At 70.7% G+C, this 25,476-nt stretch carries 25 protein-coding genes; 15 read left to right on the top strand and 10 right to left on the bottom strand.

Annotated elements, in window-relative coordinates; all coding sequences use genetic code 11:
* Positions 1–28: 28 nt before the first annotated feature.
* Positions 29–556 (bottom strand): MarR family transcriptional regulator, encoded by a 528-nt coding sequence (locus tag QQG74_RS14370; RefSeq protein ID WP_341720783.1) that lies wholly within the window; start codon positions 554–556, stop codon positions 29–31.
* A gap of 98 nt (positions 557–654) precedes the next feature.
* On the opposite strand from QQG74_RS14370, the gene QQG74_RS14365 reads away from it, so the two are divergent.
* On the top strand, positions 655–1,368 hold the full coding sequence (locus QQG74_RS14365; RefSeq protein ID WP_341720782.1) for a hypothetical protein: 714 nt from the start codon (positions 655–657) through the stop codon (positions 1,366–1,368).
* Between the two features lie 58 nt (positions 1,369–1,426).
* Here QQG74_RS14365 and QQG74_RS14360 read toward each other — a convergent pair whose 3' ends face one another.
* Positions 1,427–1,840, bottom strand: coding sequence for a nuclear transport factor 2 family protein (locus tag QQG74_RS14360; RefSeq protein WP_341720781.1), 414 nt, complete (start codon positions 1,838–1,840; stop codon positions 1,427–1,429).
* Positions 1,841–1,929: 89 nt separating this feature from the next.
* Here QQG74_RS14360 and QQG74_RS14355 point away from each other — a divergent pair, with 89 nt between their 5' ends.
* Positions 1,930–2,370 (top strand): MarR family transcriptional regulator, encoded by a 441-nt coding sequence (locus tag QQG74_RS14355; protein ID WP_341720780.1) that lies wholly within the window; start codon positions 1,930–1,932, stop codon positions 2,368–2,370.
* A 27-nt stretch (positions 2,371–2,397) separates the two neighbouring features.
* Here QQG74_RS14355 and QQG74_RS14350 read toward each other — a convergent pair whose 3' ends face one another.
* Positions 2,398–2,865 carry a VOC family protein gene (locus tag QQG74_RS14350; RefSeq protein WP_341720779.1) on the bottom strand — a complete coding sequence of 156 codons (468 nt, stop codon included), beginning with the start codon at positions 2,863–2,865 and terminating at the stop codon, positions 2,398–2,400.
* A 397-nt stretch (positions 2,866–3,262) separates the two neighbouring features.
* On the opposite strand from QQG74_RS14350, the gene QQG74_RS14345 reads away from it, so the two are divergent.
* From QQG74_RS14345 to QQG74_RS14330, 4 genes are read left to right on the top strand one after another with little or no spacing between them, the layout of a single operon-like run.
* Complete coding sequence (locus QQG74_RS14345; protein ID WP_341720778.1) at positions 3,263–3,787, top strand: sigma-70 family RNA polymerase sigma factor; 525 nt, start codon at positions 3,263–3,265, stop codon at positions 3,785–3,787.
* Positions 3,771–4,871 (top strand): hypothetical protein, encoded by a 1,101-nt coding sequence (locus QQG74_RS14340; protein ID WP_341720777.1) that lies wholly within the window; start codon positions 3,771–3,773, stop codon positions 4,869–4,871. The genes QQG74_RS14345 and QQG74_RS14340 overlap by 17 nt, the downstream gene beginning before the upstream one ends.
* Positions 4,868–5,872 carry an ABC transporter ATP-binding protein gene (locus QQG74_RS14335; protein ID WP_341720776.1) on the top strand — a complete coding sequence of 335 codons (1,005 nt, stop codon included), beginning with the start codon at positions 4,868–4,870 and terminating at the stop codon, positions 5,870–5,872. The genes QQG74_RS14340 and QQG74_RS14335 overlap by 4 nt, the downstream gene beginning before the upstream one ends.
* Positions 5,872–6,720 carry an ABC transporter permease subunit gene (locus tag QQG74_RS14330; protein ID WP_341720775.1) on the top strand — a complete coding sequence of 283 codons (849 nt, stop codon included), beginning with the start codon at positions 5,872–5,874 and terminating at the stop codon, positions 6,718–6,720. The genes QQG74_RS14335 and QQG74_RS14330 overlap by 1 nt, the downstream gene beginning before the upstream one ends.
* 44 nt (positions 6,721–6,764) lie before the next feature.
* Here the strand turns inward: QQG74_RS14330 and QQG74_RS14325 are convergent, their stop codons facing one another.
* On the bottom strand, positions 6,765–8,153 hold the full coding sequence (locus tag QQG74_RS14325; RefSeq protein WP_341720774.1) for a PLP-dependent aminotransferase family protein: 1,389 nt from the start codon (positions 8,151–8,153) through the stop codon (positions 6,765–6,767).
* Positions 8,154–8,193: 40 nt separating this feature from the next.
* On the opposite strand from QQG74_RS14325, the gene QQG74_RS14320 reads away from it, so the two are divergent.
* Positions 8,194–9,072 carry a DMT family transporter gene (locus QQG74_RS14320; protein ID WP_341720773.1) on the top strand — a complete coding sequence of 293 codons (879 nt, stop codon included), beginning with the start codon at positions 8,194–8,196 and terminating at the stop codon, positions 9,070–9,072.
* 52 nt (positions 9,073–9,124) lie between these two features.
* On the opposite strand, the gene QQG74_RS14315 is transcribed toward QQG74_RS14320, so the two are convergent.
* Complete coding sequence (locus QQG74_RS14315; protein WP_341720772.1) at positions 9,125–9,937, bottom strand: SAM-dependent methyltransferase; 813 nt, start codon at positions 9,935–9,937, stop codon at positions 9,125–9,127.
* A gap of 236 nt (positions 9,938–10,173) precedes the next feature.
* On the opposite strand from QQG74_RS14315, the gene QQG74_RS14310 reads away from it, so the two are divergent.
* The 5 genes from QQG74_RS14310 to QQG74_RS14290 all read left to right on the top strand — a co-directional run bounded on the left by QQG74_RS14310 (position 10,174) and on the right by QQG74_RS14290 (position 18,443).
* Positions 10,174–11,850 (top strand): extracellular solute-binding protein, encoded by a 1,677-nt coding sequence (locus QQG74_RS14310; protein ID WP_341720771.1) that lies wholly within the window; start codon positions 10,174–10,176, stop codon positions 11,848–11,850.
* The gene (locus tag QQG74_RS14305; RefSeq protein WP_341720770.1) at positions 11,850–12,881 is read left to right on the top strand and encodes an ABC transporter permease subunit; all 1,032 of its coding nucleotides are present in this window, start codon (positions 11,850–11,852) and stop codon (positions 12,879–12,881) included. The genes QQG74_RS14310 and QQG74_RS14305 overlap by 1 nt, the downstream gene beginning before the upstream one ends.
* Positions 12,878–13,798 (top strand): carbohydrate ABC transporter permease, encoded by a 921-nt coding sequence (locus QQG74_RS14300; RefSeq protein ID WP_341720769.1) that lies wholly within the window; start codon positions 12,878–12,880, stop codon positions 13,796–13,798. The genes QQG74_RS14305 and QQG74_RS14300 overlap by 4 nt, the downstream gene beginning before the upstream one ends.
* Positions 13,799–13,969: 171 nt before the next feature.
* Positions 13,970–15,655, top strand: coding sequence for a sugar ABC transporter permease (locus QQG74_RS14295; RefSeq protein ID WP_341720768.1), 1,686 nt, complete (start codon positions 13,970–13,972; stop codon positions 15,653–15,655).
* A 295-nt stretch (positions 15,656–15,950) separates the two neighbouring features.
* On the top strand, positions 15,951–18,443 hold the full coding sequence (locus tag QQG74_RS14290; protein ID WP_341720767.1) for a M14 family zinc carboxypeptidase: 2,493 nt from the start codon (positions 15,951–15,953) through the stop codon (positions 18,441–18,443).
* Between the two features lie 211 nt (positions 18,444–18,654).
* Here the strand turns inward: QQG74_RS14290 and QQG74_RS14285 are convergent, their stop codons facing one another.
* A complete protein-coding gene (locus tag QQG74_RS14285) occupies positions 18,655–19,689 on the bottom strand; it encodes a glycoside hydrolase family 11 protein (protein WP_341720766.1) in 1,035 nt (344 codons plus the stop codon).
* A 9-nt stretch (positions 19,690–19,698) separates the two neighbouring features.
* Positions 19,699–19,821 carry a hypothetical protein gene (locus tag QQG74_RS14280; RefSeq protein ID WP_341720765.1) on the bottom strand — a complete coding sequence of 41 codons (123 nt, stop codon included), beginning with the start codon at positions 19,819–19,821 and terminating at the stop codon, positions 19,699–19,701.
* 538 nt (positions 19,822–20,359) lie between these two features.
* On the opposite strand from QQG74_RS14280, the gene QQG74_RS14275 reads away from it, so the two are divergent.
* From QQG74_RS14275 to QQG74_RS14265, 3 genes are all read left to right on the top strand, one after another.
* Positions 20,360–21,550, top strand: coding sequence for a histidine kinase (locus QQG74_RS14275; RefSeq protein ID WP_341720764.1), 1,191 nt, complete (start codon positions 20,360–20,362; stop codon positions 21,548–21,550).
* Between the two features lie 8 nt (positions 21,551–21,558).
* A complete protein-coding gene (locus tag QQG74_RS14270; RefSeq protein ID WP_341721234.1) occupies positions 21,559–22,206 on the top strand; it encodes a response regulator transcription factor in 648 nt (215 codons plus the stop codon).
* Between the two features lie 127 nt (positions 22,207–22,333).
* On the top strand, positions 22,334–22,846 hold the full coding sequence (locus QQG74_RS14265) for a hypothetical protein (protein WP_341720763.1): 513 nt from the start codon (positions 22,334–22,336) through the stop codon (positions 22,844–22,846).
* On the opposite strand, the gene QQG74_RS14260 is transcribed toward QQG74_RS14265, so the two are convergent.
* From QQG74_RS14260 to QQG74_RS14250, 3 genes are all read right to left on the bottom strand, one after another.
* Positions 22,841–23,383 (bottom strand): sigma-70 family RNA polymerase sigma factor, encoded by a 543-nt coding sequence (locus QQG74_RS14260; RefSeq protein ID WP_341720762.1) that lies wholly within the window; start codon positions 23,381–23,383, stop codon positions 22,841–22,843. The genes QQG74_RS14265 and QQG74_RS14260 overlap by 6 nt on opposite strands.
* Before the next feature lie 166 nt (positions 23,384–23,549).
* Positions 23,550–23,978: a DUF4913 domain-containing protein gene (locus QQG74_RS14255; RefSeq protein ID WP_341720761.1), complete on the bottom strand. Its 429-nt coding sequence runs from the start codon at positions 23,976–23,978 to the stop codon at positions 23,550–23,552.
* A gap of 11 nt (positions 23,979–23,989) precedes the next feature.
* The gene (locus QQG74_RS14250) at positions 23,990–25,471 is read right to left on the bottom strand and encodes a glycoside hydrolase family 19 protein (RefSeq protein WP_341720760.1); all 1,482 of its coding nucleotides are present in this window, start codon (positions 25,469–25,471) and stop codon (positions 23,990–23,992) included.
* Positions 25,472–25,476: the final 5 nt, after the last annotated feature.

The following is a 25,476-nucleotide window of genomic DNA, read 5'->3' as shown; positions in this document are numbered from 1 at the left end:
GATCCAGCCGGTACCTGGGGGTTGGCTGTTAAGAAGGGGCCCTTCTACTACCCCAGACGTTAAGCAGGGGCCCTTCCTTTCCCCGGAGCCCGGGGTGTACGCCGGGCGGGTCGCCGGTCTGCCCGGCGAGCCGTTGCAGGACGGCGATGAGCTGGGCGCGCTCGCCCTCGTCGAGGGTCGCCAGCACCTCCTCCTCGTGCTTGTCGGCGACGTCCCGGGCCCGGGGCAGCAGTTCGCGTGCGGCGGCGGTCAGGTGGATGGCGTGCGCGCGGCGGTCGGCGGGATGCCGCCGACGCTCCACCAGACCGCGCCGCTCCAGGTCGTCGAGCAGGCCGACCATGACCTTGCGGTGGATGCCCAGCGCGTCGGCGAGCCGCTGCTGGGAGCTTCCCTCGGCGCGCTCCAGTTGCATGAGGAGCCCGAAGTGGTTCGGTGCGATGCCCAGCGGCGCCAACCGCTCGGCGAACGACTGCGCGATGTGGAAGCCGAGCTGGGACAGCAGGAAGTTGGCCCGGCTGGCCAGCGGACGAATCGCACCTGAGGTGTCGGCGGACATTCCGACATTGTAGGCCCGCGTTATTGTCCTCTAAGGTAACAGTTACTGATGCTCCGCATCTGGGTTGCACCGCGCACGTCTCGCGCCCTGGAGGCTTCATGACCCGCTATCCACCGCCCCGGTTCGCCACTCCGGAACCGCACGGCTTCATCTACCTCGGCATCTCGGCAGAACCCGCCCAGCGGCTCCCCGTACACACCTTCACGCCACGCCGACGCCGCGAGGCGGCGCGAATCATGGCGGCCGTGCCCGCGCTCGCCCGCCGCCCGGACGTCGCTGCCGTCAACCTCTACCGGGCGGTGTTCATCCCGCCACTGCCCGGCACGCCCCGCCACGACCTCGCGGTGCTGGTACGCACCGTGCGCGTGGACCAGCTCGACACCGTAGGCGCCTGCGAGGAGCTGTCCGCGCTCGGCGGGGAACAGCTCCTGGCCGGGGTCAACGTGGCGCGGATCGGCGACACCGAGGCCCGCACCGACGGCACCTTCCTGTTCAACCACTTCACCGCCGGAGCGGACGTCGACGCCGAGGCCGTCTGGCGCTCGCTGACCGGCTGGTACACCGGCAAGATCGGAGTCGACAACTCCACCGCCCTACGACCCACCGGTGCGTCGCCGTTCACGCTCGTCAACTACGTACGGCTGCCGGCCGGACCGGTCCCGTTCCTCGCCGGACAGCTCGCCCGCCCCAGCTTCCACCGCTTCGTACGCGGCACCCTCGACGCCCACGGCATGCGCGCCCTGCCGGCCTGCCATCGCCTCGTGCACACCACCCGGGAGCCGGCCCACGGCGACCTACCGCAGGTTCTGTGATCGACGGACGAGTCGCGCGGCTTCCCGCTTGTGAAGATCCGTTATCGAAGCGACGGGGTCAGCTCTCCCGCATCCAGGCGAGCGTGATGTCGATCGTGCTGAATCGCCAGCCCACCGGGGTCCGCACGGCGGTGCAGGCCGTCCGCAGGCCGCTCGTCCGGTGCGGTGGCGCACCGTCGCGGTAGAAGTACACCACCTGGTTCGCGGTGGCCGTCGCGTGGTCGCCGTCGACGTGCACCAGCACGTCACCGTGCACGTGCTGAGTACGCTCCCCCTCGACTCGGCTCCGCTTCAGGTGCGCGACGACCTGGTCAAGGCCGTACAACTCGGCACCGCGCGGCGAGCGCGCCACGACGTCGGCGCGATAGACGGTGTGGGCGTCGTCGACACGATCGTCGTCGAGGAGGTTGGCCAAGCGGGCGAAGAGTTCGGCGATGTCGACACGGTCGGCGATCTGGGTCGCAGCGGACACGACGCCTCCTTTGATGGTCTGTCCAACATTGGTTGCACCAACACTAGCAGTAGAGTGTTGGTGCAACCAATACCGCTAGAGTGGCCGGCATGAACGAGGTCCCGGAGCGCCTGGCGGTGAAGCCGAGCTGGCTGATCACCCAGTTGGCCGTGCACGTTCGCCGGCTGGTGTCCGACGGATTCGCCGCCGCCGACGCACGCGGATACCACTACCGGATTCTGGCCGCGCTGCACGAGTTCGGGCCGTCCAGCCAGGCCGACCTGGGCCGCCGCTGCCGCATCGACCGCAGCGACGTCGTGGCGGCCGTCAACGAACTGGTCGAGCAGGGCTCCGTCGACCGGACACCGGATCCGGAGCACGGACGACGCAACAAGGTGGCCCTGACCGAGCCCGGTCGACGGCAACTGCGGCGGATTGACCAGGTGCTCGACCAGGTTCAGGACGAGTTGCTCGCGCCACTGTCGGCCCAGGACCGGCAGACGCTGACCCGCCTGCTCCGTCAACTCCTCGCCCGGCACGAACCGGCGTGACGCCGCCCGGCGTTCAACCGACCCGAGCTACGCGGACTCGGTGCCGAAGCCGTCGAGCGCGGCGCGCTCGTCGGGCGTACGCAACTCCTGAAAGACGGTGATGTGCAGGCCGGCCGGCGCGTCCAGGCGGGCGTTCACCGACTGCCACGGGGTGGTGGTCGGCGGCGCGACCTGGGTGGCGCCCGCCGCCACCAGTCGCTCGGTGGTGGCGGCGGTGTCGTCCACCTCGAAGGCCACCCGGATCTGCGGCGCGACCTGCCGGCCCACCTCGACGTCGTCGATCATCCGCCGCTGCGCCGGGTTGGCGATCTCCAGCGTGGCCCGCCCGGCCTCCAGGATCACCACCCGGGCGTCGCCGTCACCGGAGTACGCCGCCTGTTCCGGCAGGCCGAGCACGTCGCGGAAGAACCGGACCGCCGCCTCGTAGTCGTCGGCCGCCACCACCAGCCGCAACTGGCGTACCGGCGACGGCGGGGGCAGCTCAGCAGAACTCACCTTGTCAATCTCCTCACCGGGTTCGGTCGGCCGGGCGATCACGCCCGCGCCGAGCGGCGGCACGGACCGGCCGTTCCCGCGACGCTACCGGGGAGCCCTCTGCTGCGAAGCGGGGGTGACAGCGGTCAGTTCCCGGTGTCACAGCCGGGGGCCTCGGGCACCGGCCCGAACCAGCCGGTGGCCACCGCGTGGCAGCGGGCAGCGTGCGGTGTCACATCCGGGGCGTCGGCGGTGCTTCGTAGGTATGGAGGAGGAAGCTGGTCCCATCGGGCCAGGGCAGATTCCGATCGTCGCCGGCGCACCGGCGGTCCGCTCCGGGACCGGCCGTGCCGGGTCGGTCCGGACCGCGCTCGGTCGCGCCGGGCCCGTCGGGCGGGCCGAGCGGAGGGAGTACGGCGTGAGCGCTTCGGCCTCGGCCGGTCGCGACGGCGTCCGCGCCGACCTCGAACAGGTGTTTCGTGCCGTCTATCCGCGCGTAGTCGGGGTCGCGGCCCGGGTGCTCGGCTCCCGTACCGAGGCCGAGGACGTGGCCCAGGAGGTGTTCCTGGCGTTCGGGCGCTCCTCGGTGCCGGCGGGGCAGGCAGCGGGTTGGCTCTCGGTCGCGGCGGCGCACACCGCCCTGAACCAGGTCCGGTCACGTCGCCGCCGCACCGCCCGGGAGCAGATCGCCGGCGACTCCGACGACGTCTGCCCCGACGTCGCCGACGCGGTGGTGACCCTCGACGAGCGCCGCCGGGTGCGCGCGGCGCTGGCCCGGCTGCCGCGCCGGCAGGCCGTGGCCCTCGTGCTGCGGCACAGCGGTCTGAGCTACGCCGAGGTCGCGGTCGCTCTCGAACTTTCCCCCGGCAGCGTGGGCACCACCGTACGACGCGCCGAGTCCGCCCTACGGAAGGAGTTGAACGGTCATGCGTCATCCGAATGAGGGAATTCTGCGTCGGCTGCTGGACGAGCCGGCCGGCGTGGCCGACGCCGACCGGGAGCACATCGCCGGCTGCCCGGTCTGCCGCTGGCGCCTGGCCGCCGCCCGACAGGACGCCACGCTCACCGGCGCGGCCCTGGACGTGCGGCTGAACACCGATGTGGCGGCGGGATGGCAGCGCCTGTCCCGCGCCGTCGAGGGCGACCGGCTGCCCACGCCCACCCGGCAGCTGGCCGGGTACGGCCGGGTGCCCCGGTGGCGGGCCGCGCTGCGCAGCCCGGTGGTCGCCGGTGTGGCCGTACTCGCGCTGCTGGCCGGGGCCGGCGCGGCGGCCGCCGCGAACTGGTTGCCGGTGTTCCACACCGAACGGATCGCCCCGGTCACGCTCGCCCAGGCCGACCTGGTCGCGTTGCCCGACCTGTCCGCGTACGGCGAGGTCGAGCTGACCGAGCGGGCCAACCTACGCCAGGTCCCCGACGCCGCCACGGCGAAGCAGGTCACCGGGCTGGCCGTGCCGCAGGTGAACGAGTTGCCGCGCGGCGTGACCGGAGCGCCCGCGTACCAGGTCGGCGACCGGATGAGCGCGGTCTTCACCTTCTCGGTGGAGAGGGCGAGGCAGACGGCGGCCACGGCCGGCGAACCGCTGCCCCCGCCGCCGGCCGGTCTCGACGGCAGTCAGTTCCGGTTGACCGCCGGCCCCGGCGTCGCCGCCGTCTGGTCAGCGAACCAGGGTGTGCCGGCGCTGATCGTGGCCCGCGCGACCGCCCCGACCGCCTACTCCTCGGGCATCCCGTTCGCCACGGCCGTCGACTACCTGCTGACCCTGCCGGGGCTGCCGGAGAACGTCGCGTCGCAGCTGCGCGGCTTCTCCGGTGACGCGACCACGCTGCCGCTGCCGGTGAACGACCGCTACCTGACCGCCGCCGCCGCGCAGGTGCACGGCCTGCCGGCCACGGTGCTCACCTCCCGCGACGGCGTACTGGCGGGGGTGGTCTGGGTGCAGGACGGTGCCGTCACCGCAGTGGCCGGCTCGCTGAGCGCCGACGAGGTGTTGTCGGTGGCGCGCGAGCTGCGGTGGGACCGGTGAGCGCCGGCCCCACCGCCGCGCTCGGCGACGCGGCCGGCACTACCGGTCCGGCCGGGGCGCAGGTCGAGCGGTTGCTCGCCGAGTTGCCCCCCTCCCCCGCCGTGTGGTGCTCGGGCCTGCGCAAGCGGTACCGGCGGCGGACCGCCGTCGACGGGGTGTCCTTCACCGTCGGCCGGGGTGAGGTGGTGGGCCTGCTCGGACCCAACGGAGCCGGCAAGACAAGCGTCATCAAGATGCTGCTCGGTCTCGTCCGGCCCGATGCCGGGGAGGTGCTGCTGCTCGGGCGCCCGGGCCGGGATCCCCGGGCCCGCAGCCGCGTCGGCTACCTGCCGGAGCTGTTCCGCTACCAACCGTGGCTCACCGCGGCGGAGGTGCTGGCGCTGCACGTACGGCTGGCCGGCGCGGTGGTGCCGCAGCGGACGCGCGACGAGTGCCTGGCCGCGGTCGGCCTCGCCGACCGGGCGGGCGACCGGGTGGGTGGCTTCTCCAAGGGCATGCAGCAGCGACTCGGGCTGGCCGTCGCGCTGGTGGCCGGTCCGGAACTGGTGATCCTCGACGAGCCGACCAGCGCCCTGGATCCGCTCGGCCGCGCCGACGTGCGGGACCTGCTGCTGTCCCTCCGCGCCCGGGGGGTGGCCGTGCTGCTCAACTCGCACCTGATCGGCGAGGTCGAGCGGGTCTGCGACCGGGTCGTCGTGCTGGACAAGGGGCGGGTCGCCGCCGCCGGCACCCTGGCGGAGCTGCTGGGCCGCCGCGAGCTGCGGCTACGGCTCGACGGGGTGGACGCGCGGGCGCAGGCCCGGTTGGCCGCCGCTGGCGAGGTCACCGACACCGCCGGCACCTTCACCGTCACGCTGCCCGCCGATCCGGATCCCGCCACCGTGCCGGACCTCGTCGCCGACCTGGTCGCCCTCGGGGTACGCGTGCACGCCGTCGAGCCGGGACGGATCAGCCTCGAGGAACGGCTGTTGGACATCCTGCGTACCGGAGGTGACCGGTGATGACCGTCCGGACCGTACTCACCGTCGCCGGCCTGACCCTCCAGGAGGCCGCGCGTCGCCGCGTGCTGCGCTCGCTCGCGGTGCTGACGGTCCTGCTGCTCGCGCTCAGCGCCTGGGGGTTCTCCCGGATCGACGCCGAGTTCGACGGGCTCACCAGCGGCGAGGCGCGACTGGTCGCATCCCTCGTGCTCAACCTGGTGATGTTCGGCCTGAGCCTGATCGCCGCGCTCGGTACCGCGTTCCTCGCCGGCCCCACCCTGGCCGGCGACATGGAGTCCGGTGCGGCGTTGGCGATCCTGGCCCGGCCGGTACGCCGCTCGGCGGTGCTACTGGGTAAGTGGCTGGGGCTGGTCTGCTTCGGCGCGGGCTTCGTGACCGTGGCCGGACTCGCTCAGTTGCTCGTCGTCCGGCTCACCGTGGGCTACTGGCCACCGGCGCCGGTGACCGGCCTGGCGTTGCTCGCCGCACAGGCCACCGTCCTGCTGACCCTGGGTCTGCTGCTGTCCAGCGTCAGCTCACCGATGGCCTCGGGCGTGGTGGCCGTCGGCCTGTTCGGGTCGACCTGGATCGCGGGGGTGGTCGGCGCCTTCGGCACCGCGTTGGACAACGAGAGCGTGGCCCGGGTGGGCACCGTCTCCCGGATGCTGTTGCCGACCGACGGACTGTGGCGCGGGGCGATGAACGCCTTCCAGGACCCGTCCATGCTGATCGAGTTCGGGCCGGCCATGCAAGGCCACCCGTTCCTGGGCGAGGCCGCACTCACCGGCACCTACCTCGCCTGGGCCGCGCTCTGGGTCGTCCTCGTGCTCGGGCTCACCACGGTGGTCTTTCGCCGTCGCGACCTGTGAGCCGGCCCGGCTCGTGCTGGACCGGGCGCGGAGCAGCCAGCGCCCTAGATGGCGCGGGCCAGGCGGCGCACGGCCTCGTCCATCAGTTCCGGTGGGGTGGCGGCGTAGCTGAGGCGCAGGTGCGCCGCCGGCGGTTCGGTCGCGTACCAGGGGCGGCCGGGAAAGACGACGACGCCTTCGGCGGCTGCGGCGGCGGCCAGCGCGACGTCGTCGGTGCCGTCGGCCAGCCGCACCCAGAGGTGCAGGCCGCCACGCGGGACCGGCTGCCCGTCGAGCAGGTGCGGCAGGTGCCGGCGCAGCGCGGTCAGCAGCGCCTCGCGGCGGGCCCGCAGCGCGGTACGCAGGGCGCGCCGGTGCCGCGTCCAGGCCGGGGCGGTGACGAACTCGATGGTGGCCTGTTGCAGTGGTCCGGCGACGAAGAAGTCGTCGAGCAGGCGGGCCGCGCGCAACCGGGCACCGGCCGGCCCCCGGGCACCGAGCGCGGCGACCCGCAACCCCGGGGCGGTGGACTTCGTCAGCGACCGCAGGTAGACGACGTGCCCGTCGGGATCGTCGGCGGCCAGCGGTGCCGGCGGCTCCCCGTCGATGGTCAGATCGCGGGCGTAGTCGTCCTCGATCAGGAACGCCCCGGCGTCGCGTACGGTCTCGGCGACCCGGGCCCGCCGGTGCGCGGCCAGGGTCGCGCCATGCGGGTTGGCGTGCAGCGGCTGGCAGTAGAACAGCCGCGCTCCGGTCCGGGCGAACGCGGCGGCGAGCTGATCGGGTCGTACGCCGTCGGCGTCGGCGGGCACCGGCACCACCCGCAGCCCGGCCGCCCCGGCGGCGGCCAGCGCGCCCAGGTAGGTCGGCGCCTCGACGAGCAGGGCGTCACCGGGTACGGCGAGCGCGCGTAGCGCCGTGGAGAGCGCGGCCTGCCCACCGGGGCAGATCACCATGTCCTCGGCGCGCAGTCCACCGCCGACCTCGCGGGCGAACCAGGCACGCAGGTCGGCCCGCCCCTCGACCGGCCCACGTTGCCAGGACGCGGGCTGCCGGGCGGCGCGGGTGAGCGCGGTGCCGAGCGCGGCGGCGGGCTGCAACTCCGCGTCGAGGTAACCACCGGAGAGCGCGATGGCCCCGGCCGGCGGTAGCGCCAGTAGCGCCTGCATCTCCTCCTCGCCGGGACGGCGGGAACCGAGGGCAACGGTCTGCCAGGCCAGGTCGGGTGCGTGCGGTCGCTGCGGCCGGGCAGCCACGTAGGTGCCCCGGCCGGATCGGGTCTCGACCAGCCCCTGGGCGACCAACTGCCGGAGCGCCCCGGCGACGGTGACCGGGGATGCCTGGTGCCGGGCGGTCAGCTCGCGCACCGAGGGCAGTCGCGTGCCGGGTGCCGCCGCAGCCACCAGCCGACGCAGATCTTGGATAACACGCTCGGCTGCGTTACCGTCTTTCATGAGAGTTGATAGTAGCGTTACCGCCAGGTCGGCGGTAACGGTGGAGCGGACGGTCGGCCTCACCCTCGGCGCGCTGGGCGTGCTCGCGTTCAGCATGTCGCTGCCGGCCACCCGGGTCGCCGTGCAACAACTCGACCCCTGGTTCGTCTCGTTCGGCCGGTCCGTCGGTGCGGCGCTGCTGGCCTGGGGCTACCTGCGCGTCACCGGCGCGCCGCGCCCCAGCCGGGGCCAGTGGCGCCGGCTGGTGCTGGTTGCCCTCGGCGTCGTGGTCGGCTTCCCGCTCTTCACCTCGCTGGCGTTGACCAGCCAGACCTCCGCGCACGGCGCGATCGTGATCACCGTGCTGCCCGCCATGACCGCCGTCTTCGCGGTGCTGCGCGCCGGTGAGCGCCCGCCGCCGCTGTTCTGGCTCGCGAGCGCCGGCGGGCTGCTGGCCGTGCTCGCCTTCCTGGCCGTCAGCGGCACGCTGCGCGGCGCCCTCTCCGTGGCCGACCTGTTCCTGCTCGCGGCAGTCGCGCTCGCCGGTCTCGGGTACGCCGAGGGCGGCGCGCTCGCCCGCGAACTGGGCGGAGCCCGGACGATCTGCTGGGCCCTGCTGCTGTCGCTGCCCGCCACCCTGCCGATCGCTGCCGTGGCGGCGCTGGCCCACCCCCCGCACGCCGGTCCGCCCGCCTGGTCGGCGTTCGGCTACCTCACCGTGGTCTCCATGTTCCTCGGCTTCTTCGCCTGGTACGCCGGCCTGGCCCGGGGCGGCATCGCGCAGGTCGGCCAGCTCCAACTCGCTCAGCCGGTGCTCACCCTGCTCTGGTCGGCACTGCTGCTCGGCGAGCACGTCACCCCGGCCTCGATCGTTGCCGCGCTGGTGGTGCTGGCCTGCGTCGCCCTGACCCAACGCACCCGGGTCGGCCGGTCCCACTGAGGAGGGGCGGCTGCGGTCCCGAGCGTGACCGCAGCCGCCGAGCGTCCCTGACTTACGGCTTGCGGCCGACCGCGCAGTACTGGTCGATCTCCTCGGGCGCCGGGTTCGCGTCGGGGCGCCAGCGGGTGACCGAGACGACGCCGGGCTCGACCAGCTCCAGACCGTCGAAGAGAGCCGCGATCCGCTCCGGGCTGCGCAGGTGGTACTTCGGATTGGCGGAGATGTTCCAGATCCGTACGGCCTCGGTGACCGCCTCGCTGGTGTCGCTGCCGTCGTACATCGCCAGGTAACTGCCGGAGGGCAGCTTGGCCATGACGCTGTCGATGATCGACTTGGCCTCGTCGTCGGACTCGATGTGGCCGAGGATGCCCATCAGGATCAGCGCGACCGGCTGGTTCAGGTCCAGCGTCCGCGACGCCTCCCGGAGAATTGTCTCGGGGTCGCGGATGTCCGCGTCGACGTAGTCGGTGGCGCCTTCGGACGTGCCCACCAGCAGCGCGCGGGCATGGGTCAGCACCAGCGGGTCGTTGTCGACGTAGACGATCCGCGCCTGCGGGTTGACCGACTGGGCCACCTCGTGGGTGTTGTCGGCGGTGGGCAGGCCGGTGCCGATGTCGAGGAACTGCCGGATGCCGGCCGCACCGGCCAGGTAGCGCACCGCGCGGGTGAGGTAGGCCCGGGAGAGCCTGGCGTTCTGCGCGAGATGTGGCAGGTTGGCGATGATCTGGTCGCCGACCTCACGATCGGCGGCGAAGTTGTCCTTGCCGCCGAGCAGGTAGTTCCAGATCCGAGCCGTCTGCGGCACACCGGTATCCAACTTGGGCCTGTCCTGTTCGCCGCCCGCCACGGCGGTACCGTCCACCACGATCGCACCTCAGTCTTGTTTGGAGCAAAAGCCGAGTACCGCTCGCAAGCTTAGGTCACCGAGCGCAAATCCCATCGAGCCGGCACGGTGCGACCAGAACCTCTGCCGCGCCTCGGGTCCTGGGCCGGGGCTCTTGTGGGCGTCACGACCGTCGATTAGTTTGTTTAGCATCCAGACGAAGTCGCGCACTTGTGCGCGTCGGTTCGCGACCGAGCCCTTCTCGAAGGGGAAGACCGATGACATATCAGCACTCCGGTGCGAGGAGCAGCCGCCGTACCTTCCTCGGCCTGGTGGGCCTCGGCGCGGCCACCGTCGCCGGCGGCCCACTGCTCACCGGCTGCTCGGAGAAGCCGGCCGGCAGCGGCACCGCGCAGAACCTGGACGCCTTCGCCGACATCCTGCCCACCCACAAGGAGCTGACCCAGAGCATCGCGCCGGACATCGTCGGCACCCGGCCGGTGCCGGACGGATACACCAAATATCCGAGCAACCTGGTCGACCTGATCAGCGAGAAGCCGGGCAGCAGCGGCAAGGAGATCACGGCGATGACCCCACAGTGGGGTCCCGCACCGCCCGGCATCGCCCAGAGCGCCTACCTCCAGGCGGTAAACGCGGAACTCGGCGTCCCGGTCAACTTCACCATCCAGGACGGCAACACGTACGCGGACAAGCTCAACGCCATGTTCGGCGGCCGGGACGTTCCGGAACTGCTCTGCGTACCGGGCTGGGAGGTGGAGAAGATCCCGCGGTTCGCCGAGGCCATCGGCGTACTCTTCGAGGATCTGACCGACCACCTCAAGGGCGACGCGGCAGACGCCTACCCGATGCTGGCTGCCTTCCCGACCGGGGCCTGGCGGCACGCCATCTGGAACGGACGCCTCGCGGCGGTGCCCAACCCGACCGACGGACCGTTCCCGTGGGCGATGTTCACCCGCAAGGACCTGCTGGACGCCCGCGGCCTGACCATCCCGACCTCGCTTGACGAACTGCTGGCGATGGCGAAGGAGGTCACCGACCCGGCGAAGAAGGTGTGGGCCTTCGACGACGTCTTCGCCATGATCCAGATGTACCACAAGGTGCCCGGCTCCAAGCAGGGCTGGCGGCTGACCTCCGACGGCACCCCCGAGTTCAAGTACGAGACCCCGGAGTTCCGCCAGGCACTTGAGGTGATGGCGAAGATCTACCAGGACGGCCTGGTCCACCCGGACATCATCGCCAGCCGGGGCGCCGACTCCGCCCAACTCTTCGCCAAGAACGGCGCGATCGTCTTCACCCGGGCGGGGGTCGGCATGTGGCAGCCGGCCCAGGCCGAACACCAGAAGGTGAACCCCAAGCTCAACATCCAGCCGGTGCCGATCTACTCCGCCACCGGCGGGGATCCCCTGGTCTGGGGCGACGACGAGCCGATCTCGTTCACCTTCGTCAAGAAGGGCGTCGGCAAGGAACGCGTCGAGGAACTGCTGCGCGTCATCAACTGGTGCTCCGCGCCGCTGGGTAGCCAGGAGGCACAGCTACGCGACTACGGGGTGGAGGGCAAACACCACACCCCGACGCCGAACGGCCCCCGCAAGACCGACCTGGCGTTCAAGGAAATCGTCAACCAGTACTTCTTCATCAGCGGTCGCAACCCGGCCATCGGGCCGTTCCCGGACACCCCCAACTACGTCCCGGACCTGCTGAACTACTCCAACCAGATGGTCAAGTACCTGGAGAAGGACCCCTGGAACGGGGTGAAGCTGGAGATGCCGGCCGCCTACAAGGCCAACCAGGTGCCCACCGAGGACAAGTTCAACGACGTGCTGCGGGGCCGCCGGCCGCTGTCCGACGTCGACGCCATCGTGCAGGAATGGAAGGCCAACGGCGGTGAGGAGGCCCGGCGCCTGCTCGCGGAATCGCTGCCCAAGGCCAACTGATGAGCACCAGTCACGCACCCGTCGAGGCCGGGACCGACCGGACCCGGCCTCGCGGGGCGAGCCCACCGGCCGGGCCACCCGCGCCCCGCACCGGCCGTCGCCGGATCTCGCTGCGGGCCCGGCTGCGCCGCGACTGGCAGCTGCTGGCCATGGTCGCACCGGGCTTCCTCATCCTGCTGGTCTTCAGCTACCTGCCGATCCTCGGCAACGTCATCGCCTTTCAGGACTACAACCCGTACCTCGGTGACAATCCACTTGAGGCGTTCACGCAGAGCAACTGGATCGGCTTCGGGCAGTTCCAGCTCCTCTTCGAGGACCCGGCGTTCTGGGGCGCGTTCCGCAACACCCTGGCGATCACCGCGTTCCAGCTGGTCTTCTTCTTTCCGCTGCCGATCCTGCTGGCGATCGCGCTGCACAACCTGCTCTCCAGCCGGCTGCGCGGCTTCATCCAGACCGTGGTGTACCTGCCGCACTTCTTCAGCTGGGTGCTGGTGGTCACCTTCTTCGTCGCCATGTTCGGCGGCGCCGGTCTGCTGGCGCAGACGATGCGCGAGGCCGGGATGGAACCGTGGCACATCATGACCAACCCGGACACCTTCATCATCCTGGTCACCGCCGAGGCGGTCTGGAAGGACGTCGGCTGGGGCACCATCGTCTTCCTGGCCGCGCTATCCACCATCGACCAGAACCTCTACGAGGCGGCGGCGGCCGACGGCGCCGGACGGTGGCGCCGGCTCTGGCACATCACCCTGCCCGGCCTGCGCCCGGTGATCGTACTGCTGCTCATCCTGCGGTTGGGCGACGCGCTCTCGGTCGGCTTCGAGCAGTTCCTCCTGCAACGCGAGGCCGTCGGCCGGCAGGCCTCGGAGGTGCTCGACACCTTCGTCTACCACTTCTCCATCGCCACCGGGAACTACGGCTACGGTGCCGCGGCCGGCCTCTTCAAGGCCGCCATCGGGCTCTGCCTGATCCTGGCCGCCAACAAGGTGGCGCACCTGCTCGGCGAACGAGGGATCTACTCGCGCTCATGACCACCACCATCGCCCGGAAGCCGCCCCGGCCGCGTACCCGCCCGGTGTGGGAGGAGAAACCCACAGCGGTCGGTCAGGCCGGCAAGGCGCTGCTGCTCGGCCTGCTCGTGCTCGGCGTGCTCTTCCCGTTCTGGGTGATCCTGGTGACCAGCCTCTCCTCGCGGGAGACGATCGCCGAGGCCGGCGGCTTCGTGGTCGTCCCCAGGGGAATCGACACCTCCGCGTACGAGACCATCTTCGCCGGTGGCGCCGTCACCCGGGCACTGTGGATCAGCACCCTGGTCACCGTCATCGGCACCGCCATCGCGCTGACCGTGACGGTGCTCGCCGCGTACGGGCTGTCCCGGCCGCGCTCGTTGGGCTACCGGTGGCTGCTCGCGTACTTCCTGCTGCCGTTCCTGATCTACCCGCCGCTGGTGCCGAAGTACCTCGTGGTGACCGGGCTGGGCCTCAAGGACACCATCTGGGCGCTGATCCTGCCCCCCGCGATCAGCGTGTTCAACCTGGTCGTCGTCCGGGGCTTCTTCCAGGGCATCCCGCAGGAACTGCTGGACAGCGCCCGCATCGACGGCGCCAACGACTTCCTGACCCTGGCCCGGATCGTCCTGCCGCTGTCCCGGGCGGTGATCGCGGTGGTCGGCCTCTTCTACGCGGTGGCCTACTGGAACGTCTGGTTCGACGCGGTGCTCTTCATCGACAGCAACGACATGTACCCGATCCAGCGGGTGTTGCAGAGCTACCTGCTGGCCGGGCAGGCTCCGAACACCTCCGGCGGCAGCAGCGGCGTCACCATGCCGCCCACCGAGGCGATCAAGATGGCGGTGGTCATCGTCACCGTCGCGCCGATCGTCGCCGTCTACCCGTTCATCCAGCGGCACTTCGTCAAGGGCGTGCTGATCGGTGCCGTCAAGGGCTGACCGGCTACCGGCCACGACGGTGGGCCGCGTACTCGCTGCTCGCGTACCGGGCTTGGCCACACCGCCACACTGTCTGGCCCTTGTGGACATAAGTTGCGGACGGTGATGGCCCTACTTGATCGTTGCGCCTATCGTCGGGCCGGCCAAGCACCCGATCACACGAGGAGCACGATGACCAGCCCAGCACTGTCCGTGCCGGCACCGCGCGCCCCACTGGGCACCGGCATCCGGATCGGCATCGGATTCCTGCTGCTGCTTCCCGCCCTTCTCGCCCTCGCCTGGTCCTATCTGCTGCCCACCGGGCTGGCGATAGCTCGCTCCACGACCCGGGACCGCCTGCTCGGCCCGTCGACCCAGGACCGCCTGCTCAACCCGTCGATCGACGTCGGCACCGACCACTACCGACAGCGCTTCGAGCAGGGCATCGTCGGCGAGTACCGAATGGCCCTGCTGTTGGCGATCGTCCCGCTCGTGCTGGCCCTGCTGGTCGCACCGGTGCTGGCACTGCTCGCCGACCGGGCCGGGCGGCGGGCTCGGCTGGCCACCCGAGCCCTGTTGGCCGTGCCGGTCGCCGGGTACGCGCCGGTGGCGCTGATCCTCGGTTGGCGCCTCGACCGCATCGAACCGGGCTCGCTGGCCCGCCCGTACGCGATGCTCGCGGAGCTGACCGCGGTCGGTGGCGCGGGGCTCGTCGTCGCCGTCGCCACCACCGCCTTCCTCGGCACGCTACGCGGTCGTCGCCGGCTGAACGACGCGCTGCCGGCGGCAGCGACCGTGGCCGGCCTGCTGCTGATCGGGATCATCGCGGCCACGTTGCAGAGCTTCGTCGCGCCGATGCTGATCGCCAGCAACCGCGCGCCCCTGCCCCTGACGAACATTGTCGCCCTGTCCCTGGCTCGGATGGACCTCGGTCGCGGCTCCGCCGAGGCAGTGCTGCTGCTCGCCGTCCTGGCCGTGCTGGGCCTGGCGGCGACGGCACTGCTGCTGGCCAGCCGCACCCGGATCGAGATCGCCGAACGACCGGCCGCGCACCCCGACACGTCCGGACCGAAGGCCACCGCGCCTGCCGGGCCGCCGGCAGCGCCGGGCGAGGGCAGTCGTGCGGCCCGGATCGGGCTGGCCGCGGCGGGCGTGGTGTCGGTCGGCCTGATGCTGTGGGCGGCGTGGCCGTGGCTGCGCCGCAGCTTCCGGTACACCAACGACCTTGGGCTGCTGCCGGGCGCCAGCCTGGGCGACCTGCTGGTCTGGACCTGGCTGCCGACGCTGCTGACGACGGTCGTCACCATCGGTGTCGCCGTGGCCGGCGGCTTCGCCATCGGCGGGCTGCGCCCCCTGGGCCGGTTCAGCGAGTTGCTCCTTCTGCCGTTCGCGCCGTGGCTGTTCGTCGGCACCGGACCGCTCGCCATCGAGTCCTACCTACGGACCCGTGACCTCGGCCAGCTCAACACCTTCCTCGGGATCATGCCGCCCGGCTGGGTCAGCATCCCGGCGCTGTTCCTGTTCACCGTGCTGTTTCGCGGACTGGAGCCCAGGTGGCGGGCCGGCGGCGGGCTGGGGCGCACGATGCTCGCCCCGGCCGCACCGATGGTGCTGCTGGCCGGTCTGGTGACCTGGCTGGTCACCGCCGGGCAACTGCTCTGGCCGTGGCTCGTGGGGCAGACGCCGGGCACCCGGACGGCAGCGGTCGAGGCGATGGCGCAGGGCGGCACCGGCCGAGTCCGTGGCGACGAACTGGCCCTCGGCGCGGTGCTCCCACTACCGATCATGGTGCTGTTCCTGGTCGCGCTGGTCGCGCTTCAGGTGCGGTACCTCGACCGGCTGGCGATTCGGGTCGGCCGCCAACCCGAGCTGCCGTAGCGCCCTGCCCGGCGAGACCGCGTCGGTCACCGGCCGATCCGGTCACCTGCACCCGGATCCGCGCCGTGTTAGATGTTTCTTCCCAGTGCGCTGCCCTCGCGCCGGGATCCACACCGTCTTCGCCGCGGCGGCCAGCGGCCGAAGAGGTTTTCGTCCGGCAAGGTGGCGCACCCGCCGGCGGCGAAGCTCAAGATTCTCTCAACTGCGCAGATCAAGGCCGGTCTAGTTTCATCGGCACCGATAGGTTCCACGCACCCGATAGGAGACCGCACGTCACAACGTGGAAGGGGAAAGCATGCGGCGCACCAAACTGCGCATCGCGCTTCTCGTGCTGCCCGCCCTGGTGGGCAGCACGCTCTTGGCCGGCGCGCCCGCGCCGGTCGGCGCGGAGCCCGCCGCGTCGACCGGCGCAGAGCGCTCGCACCTGGAGCATCAGGCGGAGATAGGCCACGTACGCATCCAACTGACCGGCGCCGAGATGCTGGAGAAGGTCGTCGACGCCGGCTTCGACCTGGAGCACGGTCTCCAGCGGGTGCCCGACGGCATCGAGGGCGAGGTGATGGCCACCGCCGAGCAGATCGCCGAACTCGAGGCGATGGGCGTCAAGATCCTCGGCGACGACGAGGGCTTCACCTGGAGCGACGAGGCCGACGGCGGTCTACAGGCCGTCAGCACGTCCGGTGCTCGTACGGCTCAGACGGTCCAGCCGGCCAGCCACCAGGCGACGGTGCGGATCGCCCGCGCCGACTGGTTCACCACCAAGGGGCAGGGTTTCCTCTACGTGGAGGCGCGCACCACCGAGGGGGCGCAGACCAACCCGATCGTCGGCATGCAGCTCGAGAACGACTCCGGCCCGGGCACCTCGTTCGGCTTTGCCCGGACGATGAGCCGCTTCGTCGACTCCGGGCAGTACATGTTCCACCGGAACCTGTTCAAGTTGGACACTCGCCCGGACCAGATCCGGGTCACCAGCGCGACCGGCGGCGTGACCACCGGCAAGGTCTCGAACTGGCTGGAGAACGCCCCTCCGCCGTTGACGGACAAGCGGGGCTACAAGTGGAACCTGGTCGACGGATACAAGACCCCGCAGCAGCTCTTCCAGCGCGCTGAGGAGATCGCCCGCGAGTACCCGAAGATCGCGCAGATCGTCTACCTGCCGAACAAGACGAACGGCTACCAGCGCAAGGCGATGGCCACGATCGGTGGCACCGGGCAGTCGGCGGTCGTGGTCCACTCGGCGGCGTGGGGTCACGAGGGCGGTAACGACATCACCGTCGAGTTCGTGAACCGGTCGGGGGCGAACCTTCCGCTCGCGGTCGAGGTGAACGGCAAGGCGGTACGTGTGCTGCTGGCCAAGAACGCCGCTGGTGAGCTCGCGAGCACCGCCGCTGAGGTGGCGACGGCGCTGCGGACCCAGTCCCAGGGTCTGATCGACCGGGCGCATCCGTACCGCACGAACGCCGGCACCGGCATCGTCGCGTCGACGGCCACCCCGATCGCGCTCACCGACTTCCTGGACCAGAAGCGCGCCGGTGCGCCGGCGGGCGATCCGCCGCGTGGCGAGGCGACGATTCCGGTGCTGCGGATCGGCAAGCACCGCGACGGGCGCAACCCGGGCGTGCTGATCCAGGCGCAGGACCACGCCCGCGAGTGGGTGCCCGCGACGACGTCGCTGGAAGCCGCCGAGCGGCTGGTGCAGAACTACAACTCCGACAAGGAGACCAAGAAGATCGTCGACAACACCGACGTCTTCTTCATCCTGTCCAACAACCCGGACGGCGCGAACTACAGCTTCTACAACTTCGCGTCGCAGCGCCGGAACCTGACCAACCACTGCCCGGACGAGAACGCCGACCCGGGTCGGCGCGACTCCTGGGGCGTGGACCTGAACCGCAACTACCGGGTCGGGTCGGGTCACGACGGTTACGCGGGCGGCTCCACCAGCTGCATCAGCAACACCTACCAGGGCCCGGAGAAGCTCTCCGAGCCGGAGTCGAAGAACGTCATCTGGCTTGTCGAGAAGTTCGACAACATCAAGTTCATGATGTCGGTGCACTCCAACGGTGGTCAGCTCTTCTGGCAGCCGGGTGCGTACATCGCGGACGGACGGATCACCACGCCCCGCCCGCCGCTGGGCGACGAGGCGTTCTACTGGCAGTCGGCCGGTCGGATCCTGTCGCAGGTGAAGGCCTACCGGGAGACCGTCGTCACGCCGGAGAACGTCGGTGGCTCGTCGGACGTGCTCTACTCCTCCGCCGGCAACGTACGTGAGGATCTGTACCACACCTACGGGATCTACGCCTTCGGCTGGGAGGTCGGCGGCTCGGTCTACAACCCGGCGACCGGCAACTGGCAGGGCGGCTCGTTCCAGCCGCCGTGGGAGGGCAACCCCGAGCTGGTCAGCGGCCACGCCGAGACCATGGAGTACGCCAACGGCATCATGGAGATGTTCCGGGTCGCGGCGGACTGGGGCAAGGACAAGAAGAAGCCCACCTCCACCCTCGTTCCCGGCGGCGGGCGCTACCACGGCTCGGTCGACGTGCGCTTCGAGACCGACGAACCGGCCACCATCTACTACACGACGGATGGCAGCCGTCCCACCCTGGACTCGCCGCGTTACCAGGCGACCGAGTTCCGGGAGCCGGGCGAGGTGTTCCACGTGACCGAGACGACCACGTTCCACTGGTTCTCGGTCGACGCGGCCGGCAACGTCGAGAAGGGCTACGACCCGACCAAGGGCAAGGGCAACAACTACCGCAAGGCGACGGTCACGATCGTCAACCGCTGACGGTCGACGACGGCGGTCCGGGCCCCATCCTGCGGATGCGGCCCGGACCGTCACGTCAGTTGGCGGCCCCGCTCAGCACCACATCCGGCACCGCCCCCACCGGACACCATCGTCGATCGGTCCGGCGGATCAGTGGCGTCCGGTTGCCGCCCAGGGCGGACATGCCGGACGGGGCGCCGGCAGTTGCCGACGCCCCGTCCGGACCGGCAGGTCAGCCGGTCGAGCAGGTCGCGGTGGGTGTGGTGTTGTTGCCGTTCTTGTAGAGCGTGATGCCGAAGTTGTTGCCGTTGCCGTTCGGGCGGGCGGTGATGGTGCCGCTGCTACCGCTGATCGAGGCGTTCCAGCTGTTTTGCAGGCTCTGGCCGCCGTTGGTGCGGATGGTGACGACCCAGTTGTTGCTGCCGCTGACCGAGAAGGTCGTGTTGAAGCGGTCGTTCCAGTCCTCGGCCCGGTTCACGCTTACCGTACAACCGTTGTTGCCGGGCGGCGGAGTGGTGGGGCCGGGGCCGGGGCCGGGGTCGCCGCCGCCGCCTTCCCGGAGGGTGATGTCCGAGCTTCCCTGGCTCTGGTATCCCTCGGTGGCCATGATCTGGTAGTAGTGGTTGCCGAGGTTCAGGCCAACGCGGGCCCAGGCGTCGAAGTGGTTGGCGGTGGTGATGGTGCCGCTGCTGCGCTTCTGCTGCCGGACGCTCCAGTACTGGTAGAACGTCTGGGTGCCGTCGATCGACGGGGCGTTGACCCGCTGGCTGCGCAGGATGTCGTAGGTGCCGCCGTCGGTGGTGACGCTGCCGAGCCGGGTGGCGCCGCTGCTCGGGTTGTAGCTGCCGAAGTTCTCGACGATGTAGTACTCGACGAGCGGGTTGCGGGTCCAGCCGTACAGGGCGAGGTAGCTGTTGTTGTTGCCCGGGTTGTAGCTGCCCGAGTAGCTGATCGTGCGACGGGTTCCGGGGTTCCAGCCCTTGCCGCCGACCCAGTTGTTGGTGCTCCGGCTCCACGAGCTGCTGTAGCGGCCGTTCTCGCGCAACACCATGCAGGCGTCGCCGCTGTCCTTCCAGAACGAGAAGAAGAACCCGTTGTGGGTGCCTTCCGTGTTCGAGCAGACCTGCCGGTCGGCCTCGGCGTGGGCGGGGCTGGCCGAGATCGCGACGGTGCCGGTCGAGATCAGCGCCACGGCGCAGGCGGCACCGATGATCGACCTGAGGCGTCCACGCCTGCGACTTCGTGGTGGGACGGGGACGTTGTTCATGCTTCCTCCTCATGACGGCTGGCGGGTGGCCAGCAGTGCGCTACGCGCCGGCAGGCTTGGGTGGCTGGCCAGCCGCCATCGACTGCCGGCGCGTACCGCGGTGGTGGTGGGGTGCCGATCGTCGGCGAGCACGACCGGCCGAATAGGTCGCGACAATCGACGTCATCTAGTTGTGTCGATGGCCAACAGTATTGGGCGGGTACCGTCCACCCGTCAACAACTTCCGGAAATCCTCTGGAAACCATGGTTTTACAGACCGCCCGGGTTTCCAGCATCCGCCCTGCTCAGCAGCGGTAGCCGAGCCGGCTGTCCGGGCACCGGCGGCAGCAATCATCGGATGAGTGCCGAAGTTCGGGGCCGGCGGCAGCGAAAGTTCCAGAAGCCTTCCGGACAGTACCCGGACGACGGTTTCGGCTGCGCACCCCTGCCCAGCCACCGTCTCGACGGTGGCTGACATTCACCATCTTCGCCCTCGTCACCGCACCGGTCACCACCAGGATCCGGCCGGCCCGGCGTTTGTCGCGCGCATACTCGTGTGTACGGTTGGCCCATCATGCGCAGGGATCATGGTCATCGTGGGGGAGTCGAGCGGTGTCCAACGACGCACTGTCCAACGCCGACGGTTTCACCCCGCACCGCGACCTGATCGCCACAAGCTGACCGCGACCGGATGAACCGATTCGTCGCATACGTTGCCCTGTGCCGAGCCCTGTTGCTCGGCCGGTTGGCGCTGACGGTCGCGGCGGTCGGCGTCGGCATCCAGCTCGTCGACGACACCTGGCGGGCGGTCGGCACGCTCGCCGTCATCGTCGCCGTCACGACCATCCAGGTCACCGTACTGAGCCGCTGGCCAGCCGCCATCCGTTGGCCGATGCGCTTCCTGACCATCGACGCCGCTCTCATGATCGCCATCTTGGTGCTCAGTGGCGGCGGCATCGCCTTCTTCTGCTACGCGGCCGGCTTCGCCGCGCTCACCGGCGCACTGCTGGGCACTCGCGCACTACCACTGTGGATCATCGATGCCGGGCTCGGGCTGGCCGTCGCGACGCAACTGCTCCGCACCACAGGGCCGGTGGACTCCGTTGCCGCCCCGTTCGTCCTCGCCTTTCCTATGATCAACCTGGTCTGCGGGTACGGTGCCGCCGTGGTGACCGCCACCGTCGCGCGCTACCTCGATGCCTCGGTCGCGGCGGTGGCCAACGCCCAACACTCAGCGGCCGCCTCCGAGCGGGCACGGTTGGCTCGTGAGCTGCACGACTCGGTCGCCAAGACGCTGCGTGGCGTGTCCTTCGCCGCGGTCGCCCTGCCCACCCTGCTACGCCGCCAGCCCGATCTGGCCGAGGAACTCGCAAACACCGTCTCCACCGGGGCGGACACCGCGATCCGAGAGGCCCGCGAGCTGCTCTCCGGACTGCGCCGGGATCTGCTGCGCCGGCCGTTGCTCGACTACCTGCGGCAGACGTGTCAGGAGTGGACCGAGCGAACCGGGGTGCCGATACGGCTCGACGCCGGCGCCGTGGAACCGGCCCCAGCGACGCGGTACGAGTTGACCCGGATTCTCAACGAGGCGTTGGAGAACGTGGCCCGGCACGCGCACGCCACGCTGGTCTGGGTAAGCCTGCACGAATGGGAAGGACAGGTGGTGATGGTCATCCGAGACGACGGTGCGGGCTTCACCCCTCCCCGCGACCTGACCACACTCTCCGCCGCGGGCAGCTTCGGCATCATCGGGATGATCGAACGCGCCCAGGCGGCCGGCGGCAGGCTGCGGCTCGACTCCCGCACCGGCCTGGGCACCGCCGTGATCGCCACGCTGCCCCTCTCCCCCGCGCTGACCAGCTCCGGCGGGTGGTCACCGTGATCGAAGTAATGCTCGTAGATGACAATCCCATCGTACGGTCGGCGCTACGCGGCTGGCTCGCCAGCGCCGAGGATGTGACCGTGGTTGGTGAGGCGCCCGACGGGCGCACCGCGGTGGCCATGGCCCAGCGATTGCGCCCGGAGGTGACCCTGCTGGACCACCGGATGCCCATCGCCGACGGGCTCAGCGTGGTCAGCCAGGTCGCGAAGTACTCCCACGTCCTCGTACTGACAAGTGACGACGCCGACGAGTTGATCGCCGGGATGCTGCGCGGCGGCGCCCGGGGCTACCTGGTGCACGGCGAGTTCGATCCGGCGGAGTTGCTGCGCGCGGTGCGGGCCGTGGCGGCCGGCCAGGGCTGGTTGTCCCCGCGCACTGCCTCGGTCACCATCTCCGCCTTGCGGGAGCAGGCGGCCCGCGAGCAGGCCGACGCGGACGCTGCGGAGCGCCTCCGGGCCGCGCGCGAGAGGTTCGGCCTGACCCGGCGCGAGCAGGACGTGATGGCCCTGCTCTGCGCCGGGCACTCGAACGCGGCGATCGCCCGTCGGCTACTGCTTACCGAAAAAACGGTCAAGAACCACCTCGCCAACATTTTCAGCAAGTTGCAGGTCGGTAACCGCACCGAGGCTGTGGTGCGATGGACGGGACGGCGGTAGTTCAAGCGGATCCGGCCGTTGGCTGAACGCTCGGGTACGGACGGTCGTCGTAGTCTCGACGGGCCCTTCCGCCCGGCACCACCCGCCCGGATCGGATGACCATGAGCGACGGATCGGCGGACGGCCGATGAGCGAGGCGAACGGAGCGCTGAGCGGCGACCCTGGCGGCCAGGGCACGACACTCACCGCGCTGATCGTCCATCCCGGTGCATCCGAGCGGGCCGCCCTGCGCGCCATGCTCGGCTGCGGCGACCGGATCCGGGTCGTCGCCGTCACCGGTTGCGGCGCCGAGGCGGTGGCCCTGGCACACCGGATGCGTCCCACCGTGACGCTGCTTGACGACCAGGTCCGCGCACCCGACGACCGGGATCTGGTGCGCGCCCTGGCCGGACGGTCGCAGGTGATCATCATGACCGGGACCACCGACCGCCGGAGCATCACCGCTCTGCTCCGGGCACCGGTGTGCGGCTGCCTGGTGCACGGTCACTTCGACGCAGCCGACCTGCGCGGTGCCGTCCGCGCGGTCGCCGCCGGGCTGGGCTGGCTCTCGCCGGTGGCGGTGGCCGCCGCGAGCTGGGCGCTGCGGACCCGGCCGGCGGGCTGTAGTGACCAACCCGGACCCGCCGGTCGGGAGCTATGACTCGCTTTCCAGGATCCCCCGCGCCGCGCGCAGGGCATAGAAGGACCGCGAGCGTACGGTCCCCTCCGGAATCCCGATCCGGCTGGCCGCCTCCGCGACCGAGACGCCGCCGTAGTAGAGCTCGATCAGCACGGCGCGGTGCTCCGGGGTGAGCCGGCAGAGCGCGTCGGAGAGGACGGAGCGGTCCACGACTTCATCGAGCGCGTTCTCCGGGGACGGCATCCAGCCCACGTCCACCCCGTAGATCTCGGCCGGCCGGGCCGCCCGGGCCCGGGCGGCGTCGATCACCAGGTGGCGGGCGACGATGAAGAGCCAGCGGCGGATCCGATCCGGCTCGGTCGGCAACTCCTCCAGCCGACGCCACGCCCGCAGCATGGTCTCCTGGAGCAGGTCCTCGGCAAGTTCACGCTGACCGCAGGTCAGCCGGAGCAGGTAGTAGTACAGCGGCTGGGCGTTGGCGGCGTGGATGGACCGCATCCGGCTCACCGGGTCGGTCTCGGCCCCGATCCGTTCGGTCGGGCAGACGTCGGTGGTCATGGCTGTGCTCTCCTCCGGCCCGGCTGATCTGAGCGTGCCCCCGGCACGGACGCTAGTGATCAACCGGTTCCTGCGCCTGAGTCGAAGGACCCAGTGGGGCCCAGATCCGGCCCCAGGCGCATCGGTCCGTGGTTCGCACCGCCGACGGTCCCGGTGGGGTGGCTACTCACTCCACCTGGGGCCGCTCCTTCGGCCGGTGCGAGCCGGGTTTGCAACCCGCGAAGGGGCCGTTGGGGCTCCGCAGCGCCTCCATGGTCGGCCAGAGATAGCTCTGGTGCCACGTCGCCGGGTCGGACGCCTGGGCCTGCGGGCCGGTTCGCTCCTGCCAGGCCAGCCAGAGCCCGTGCAGGTAGGCGATCGCCTCCGGATGCTCACGCCAGCGGGGACACCACGGCGAACCGGAGCTGACCTCGCCGCCGTAGACCGGCAGCAGCAGGTTCTCCACCCACTGCGACAATCGCCACAGCTCCTCGGCGTACTCCGGTCCGTCCAGATAGAGAATGAAGAACGGCCGGGGCTCCGGCTCTCCCGGTGGCGGTGGCACCACCGCCGGCTGGTCCAGGACCGGCTCGTCCTGCTGGATCGCCTGCGTCATGTCGCCTCCTCCTAGCACGTGAGCGTGCTCTCGTCGCCGGGATCGACGCCGAGCGTGGCGCTGAACCGCTGGTACGCCTCGACCCGGGCCCGCACCTGGGCCGGGTTGCCGCCGCCGCATTCCAGCGCGCCGTTTATGGTTCTGATGGTCTCGCCGAATCCCCCGCCCCCGGTGATCGCGGCGTGCGCCGTCATGGTGCCCGCCCCGGACTGCGTCATCCAGAACCACAGGGCGGTCTGCCACGCCACCGAGGGGTCGTTCTTCACCAGGTCAGGGTTGTTGAGCAGGTCCAGACCGAGGGCGTCGCCGGCAGCCTTGTAGTTGGTGTTCCAGCTGAGCTGGATGGGCCCCCGCCCGTGGTAGGCGCTCTGGCCGGCGGGGCACCCGTAGGGCTGGCCGGCATCGCAGTAGTTACCCCACGCGGACCGATTGATCTCCTCGACGTGCACCAGACCACCGGACTCGTGGTCGATGTTGGCCAGGAAGGCGGCCAGTTCCCGCTTCCGGGTCCGTTCGTCGCCGGTGGCGGCGAAGGTGGGAAACTTCGCCATCGCGTCGGTCAGCCCGTCGTAGGTGTAGAAGGAGTTCCGCCCGGGAAACATCGCCTGGAACTCGGAGCCACTGAGCAGCGAGGATCCGGTGTCCTCGCCACCGTCCGGATCCGGCTGGCCGTCCGGATCCGCCTCGCCGTCCGGACCGTCCTGGCCGGCTGGATCGTCCTGGGTGGCGGATACGGAGGGAGACGGTGACTCTGCCTCCGAGCCGTCGGTGGTGAACTGCGCGAACAGGGCACGGACCTGGAACGGATAGCTGCCGAGGGCGAGCACGGGCATGCCGCCCTGGGCCTTGACCCCCTCCAGGCCGATGTCCCAGGCCATCAGGGTCAGGCTGAGCTGGTCACCGACGACCTTCCCCTCGTCCAGCAGTTTCCTGGTCTCGCTGGCCAGGTGGCAGAAGTACCGGGCGTGGGCGTGGATCGAGTCCTCCGGATCCAGCGCCGAGGCTTCGCCGCTGTCGTCGTCGTCCTCGCCGTACTCGTCGAAGACCTCGGGCGTCAGCTGGGAGAGCCCCTTGCGGCCCTGCGGCCCCTCCTTCGCCGCGTCGAAGCCGGACGCGTACTCGATCTGCGCCGCGAGAATGACCGGAGTGAGCAGGTCGCACTTTTTCGCGGCCTCCTTGATCGGCGCGACCAGGTCCTGATCCGGCACCTTCGACTCGTCGAAGGTGCCACGACCGTCGCCGCCGGCGAGTTCGATGAGCACACTGGTTCCGGTGCCCGGCCCGGCGGTGCTCGACGACGCCGGGGAGGAGGTCATCTGCGAGCCGCCGGCCATGCCGAAGATGATCAGCAGCACGATCAGCGCCAGCAGGGCCAGGACCACAAGCGGGAACAGCCCGATCCCCGAGATCACCAACCAGGCCAGCCGCGCGGAGTCGAAACCGATCACCGGCTGTTGGGCCTGCCGGGCCGCCTGTGCCTTCCGCAACGCCATCGCCG

Source organism: Micromonospora sp. FIMYZ51, from assembly GCF_038246755.1.
Taxonomy (GTDB): domain Bacteria; phylum Actinomycetota; class Actinomycetes; order Mycobacteriales; family Micromonosporaceae; genus Micromonospora.
This window is presented reverse-complemented; position numbering and strand designations above follow the sequence as displayed.

Bases quoted from the DNA above. Each gene is read 5' to 3' on its own strand.
- QQG74_RS14370 (WP_341720783.1), bottom strand. From the start codon at position 556: ATGTCCGCCGACACCTCAGGTGCGATTCGTCCGCTGGCCAGCCGGGCC.
- QQG74_RS14365 (WP_341720782.1), top strand. From the start codon at position 655: ATGACCCGCTATCCACCGCCCCGGTTCGCCACTCCGGAACCGCACGGC.
- QQG74_RS14355 (WP_341720780.1), top strand. From the start codon at position 1,930: ATGAACGAGGTCCCGGAGCGCCTGGCGGTGAAGCCGAGCTGGCTGATC.
- QQG74_RS14340 (WP_341720777.1), top strand. From the start codon at position 3,771: ATGCGTCATCCGAATGAGGGAATTCTGCGTCGGCTGCTGGACGAGCCG.
- QQG74_RS14330 (WP_341720775.1), top strand. From the start codon at position 5,872: ATGACCGTCCGGACCGTACTCACCGTCGCCGGCCTGACCCTCCAGGAG.
- QQG74_RS14325 (WP_341720774.1), bottom strand. From the start codon at position 8,153: ATGAAAGACGGTAACGCAGCCGAGCGTGTTATCCAAGATCTGCGTCGG.
- QQG74_RS14310 (WP_341720771.1), top strand. From the start codon at position 10,174: ATGACATATCAGCACTCCGGTGCGAGGAGCAGCCGCCGTACCTTCCTC.
- QQG74_RS14305 (WP_341720770.1), top strand. From the start codon at position 11,850: ATGAGCACCAGTCACGCACCCGTCGAGGCCGGGACCGACCGGACCCGG.
- QQG74_RS14300 (WP_341720769.1), top strand. From the start codon at position 12,878: ATGACCACCACCATCGCCCGGAAGCCGCCCCGGCCGCGTACCCGCCCG.
- QQG74_RS14295 (WP_341720768.1), top strand. From the start codon at position 13,970: ATGACCAGCCCAGCACTGTCCGTGCCGGCACCGCGCGCCCCACTGGGC.
- QQG74_RS14290 (WP_341720767.1), top strand. From the start codon at position 15,951: ATGCGGCGCACCAAACTGCGCATCGCGCTTCTCGTGCTGCCCGCCCTG.
- QQG74_RS14285 (WP_341720766.1), bottom strand. From the start codon at position 19,689: ATGAACAACGTCCCCGTCCCACCACGAAGTCGCAGGCGTGGACGCCTC.
- QQG74_RS14275 (WP_341720764.1), top strand. From the start codon at position 20,360: ATGAACCGATTCGTCGCATACGTTGCCCTGTGCCGAGCCCTGTTGCTC.
- QQG74_RS14270 (WP_341721234.1), top strand. From the start codon at position 21,559: ATGCTCGTAGATGACAATCCCATCGTACGGTCGGCGCTACGCGGCTGG.
- QQG74_RS14265 (WP_341720763.1), top strand. From the start codon at position 22,334: ATGAGCGAGGCGAACGGAGCGCTGAGCGGCGACCCTGGCGGCCAGGGC.
- QQG74_RS14260 (WP_341720762.1), bottom strand. From the start codon at position 23,383: ATGACCACCGACGTCTGCCCGACCGAACGGATCGGGGCCGAGACCGAC.
- QQG74_RS14255 (WP_341720761.1), bottom strand. From the start codon at position 23,978: ATGACGCAGGCGATCCAGCAGGACGAGCCGGTCCTGGACCAGCCGGCG.
- QQG74_RS14250 (WP_341720760.1), bottom strand. From the start codon at position 25,471: ATGGCGTTGCGGAAGGCACAGGCGGCCCGGCAGGCCCAACAGCCGGTG.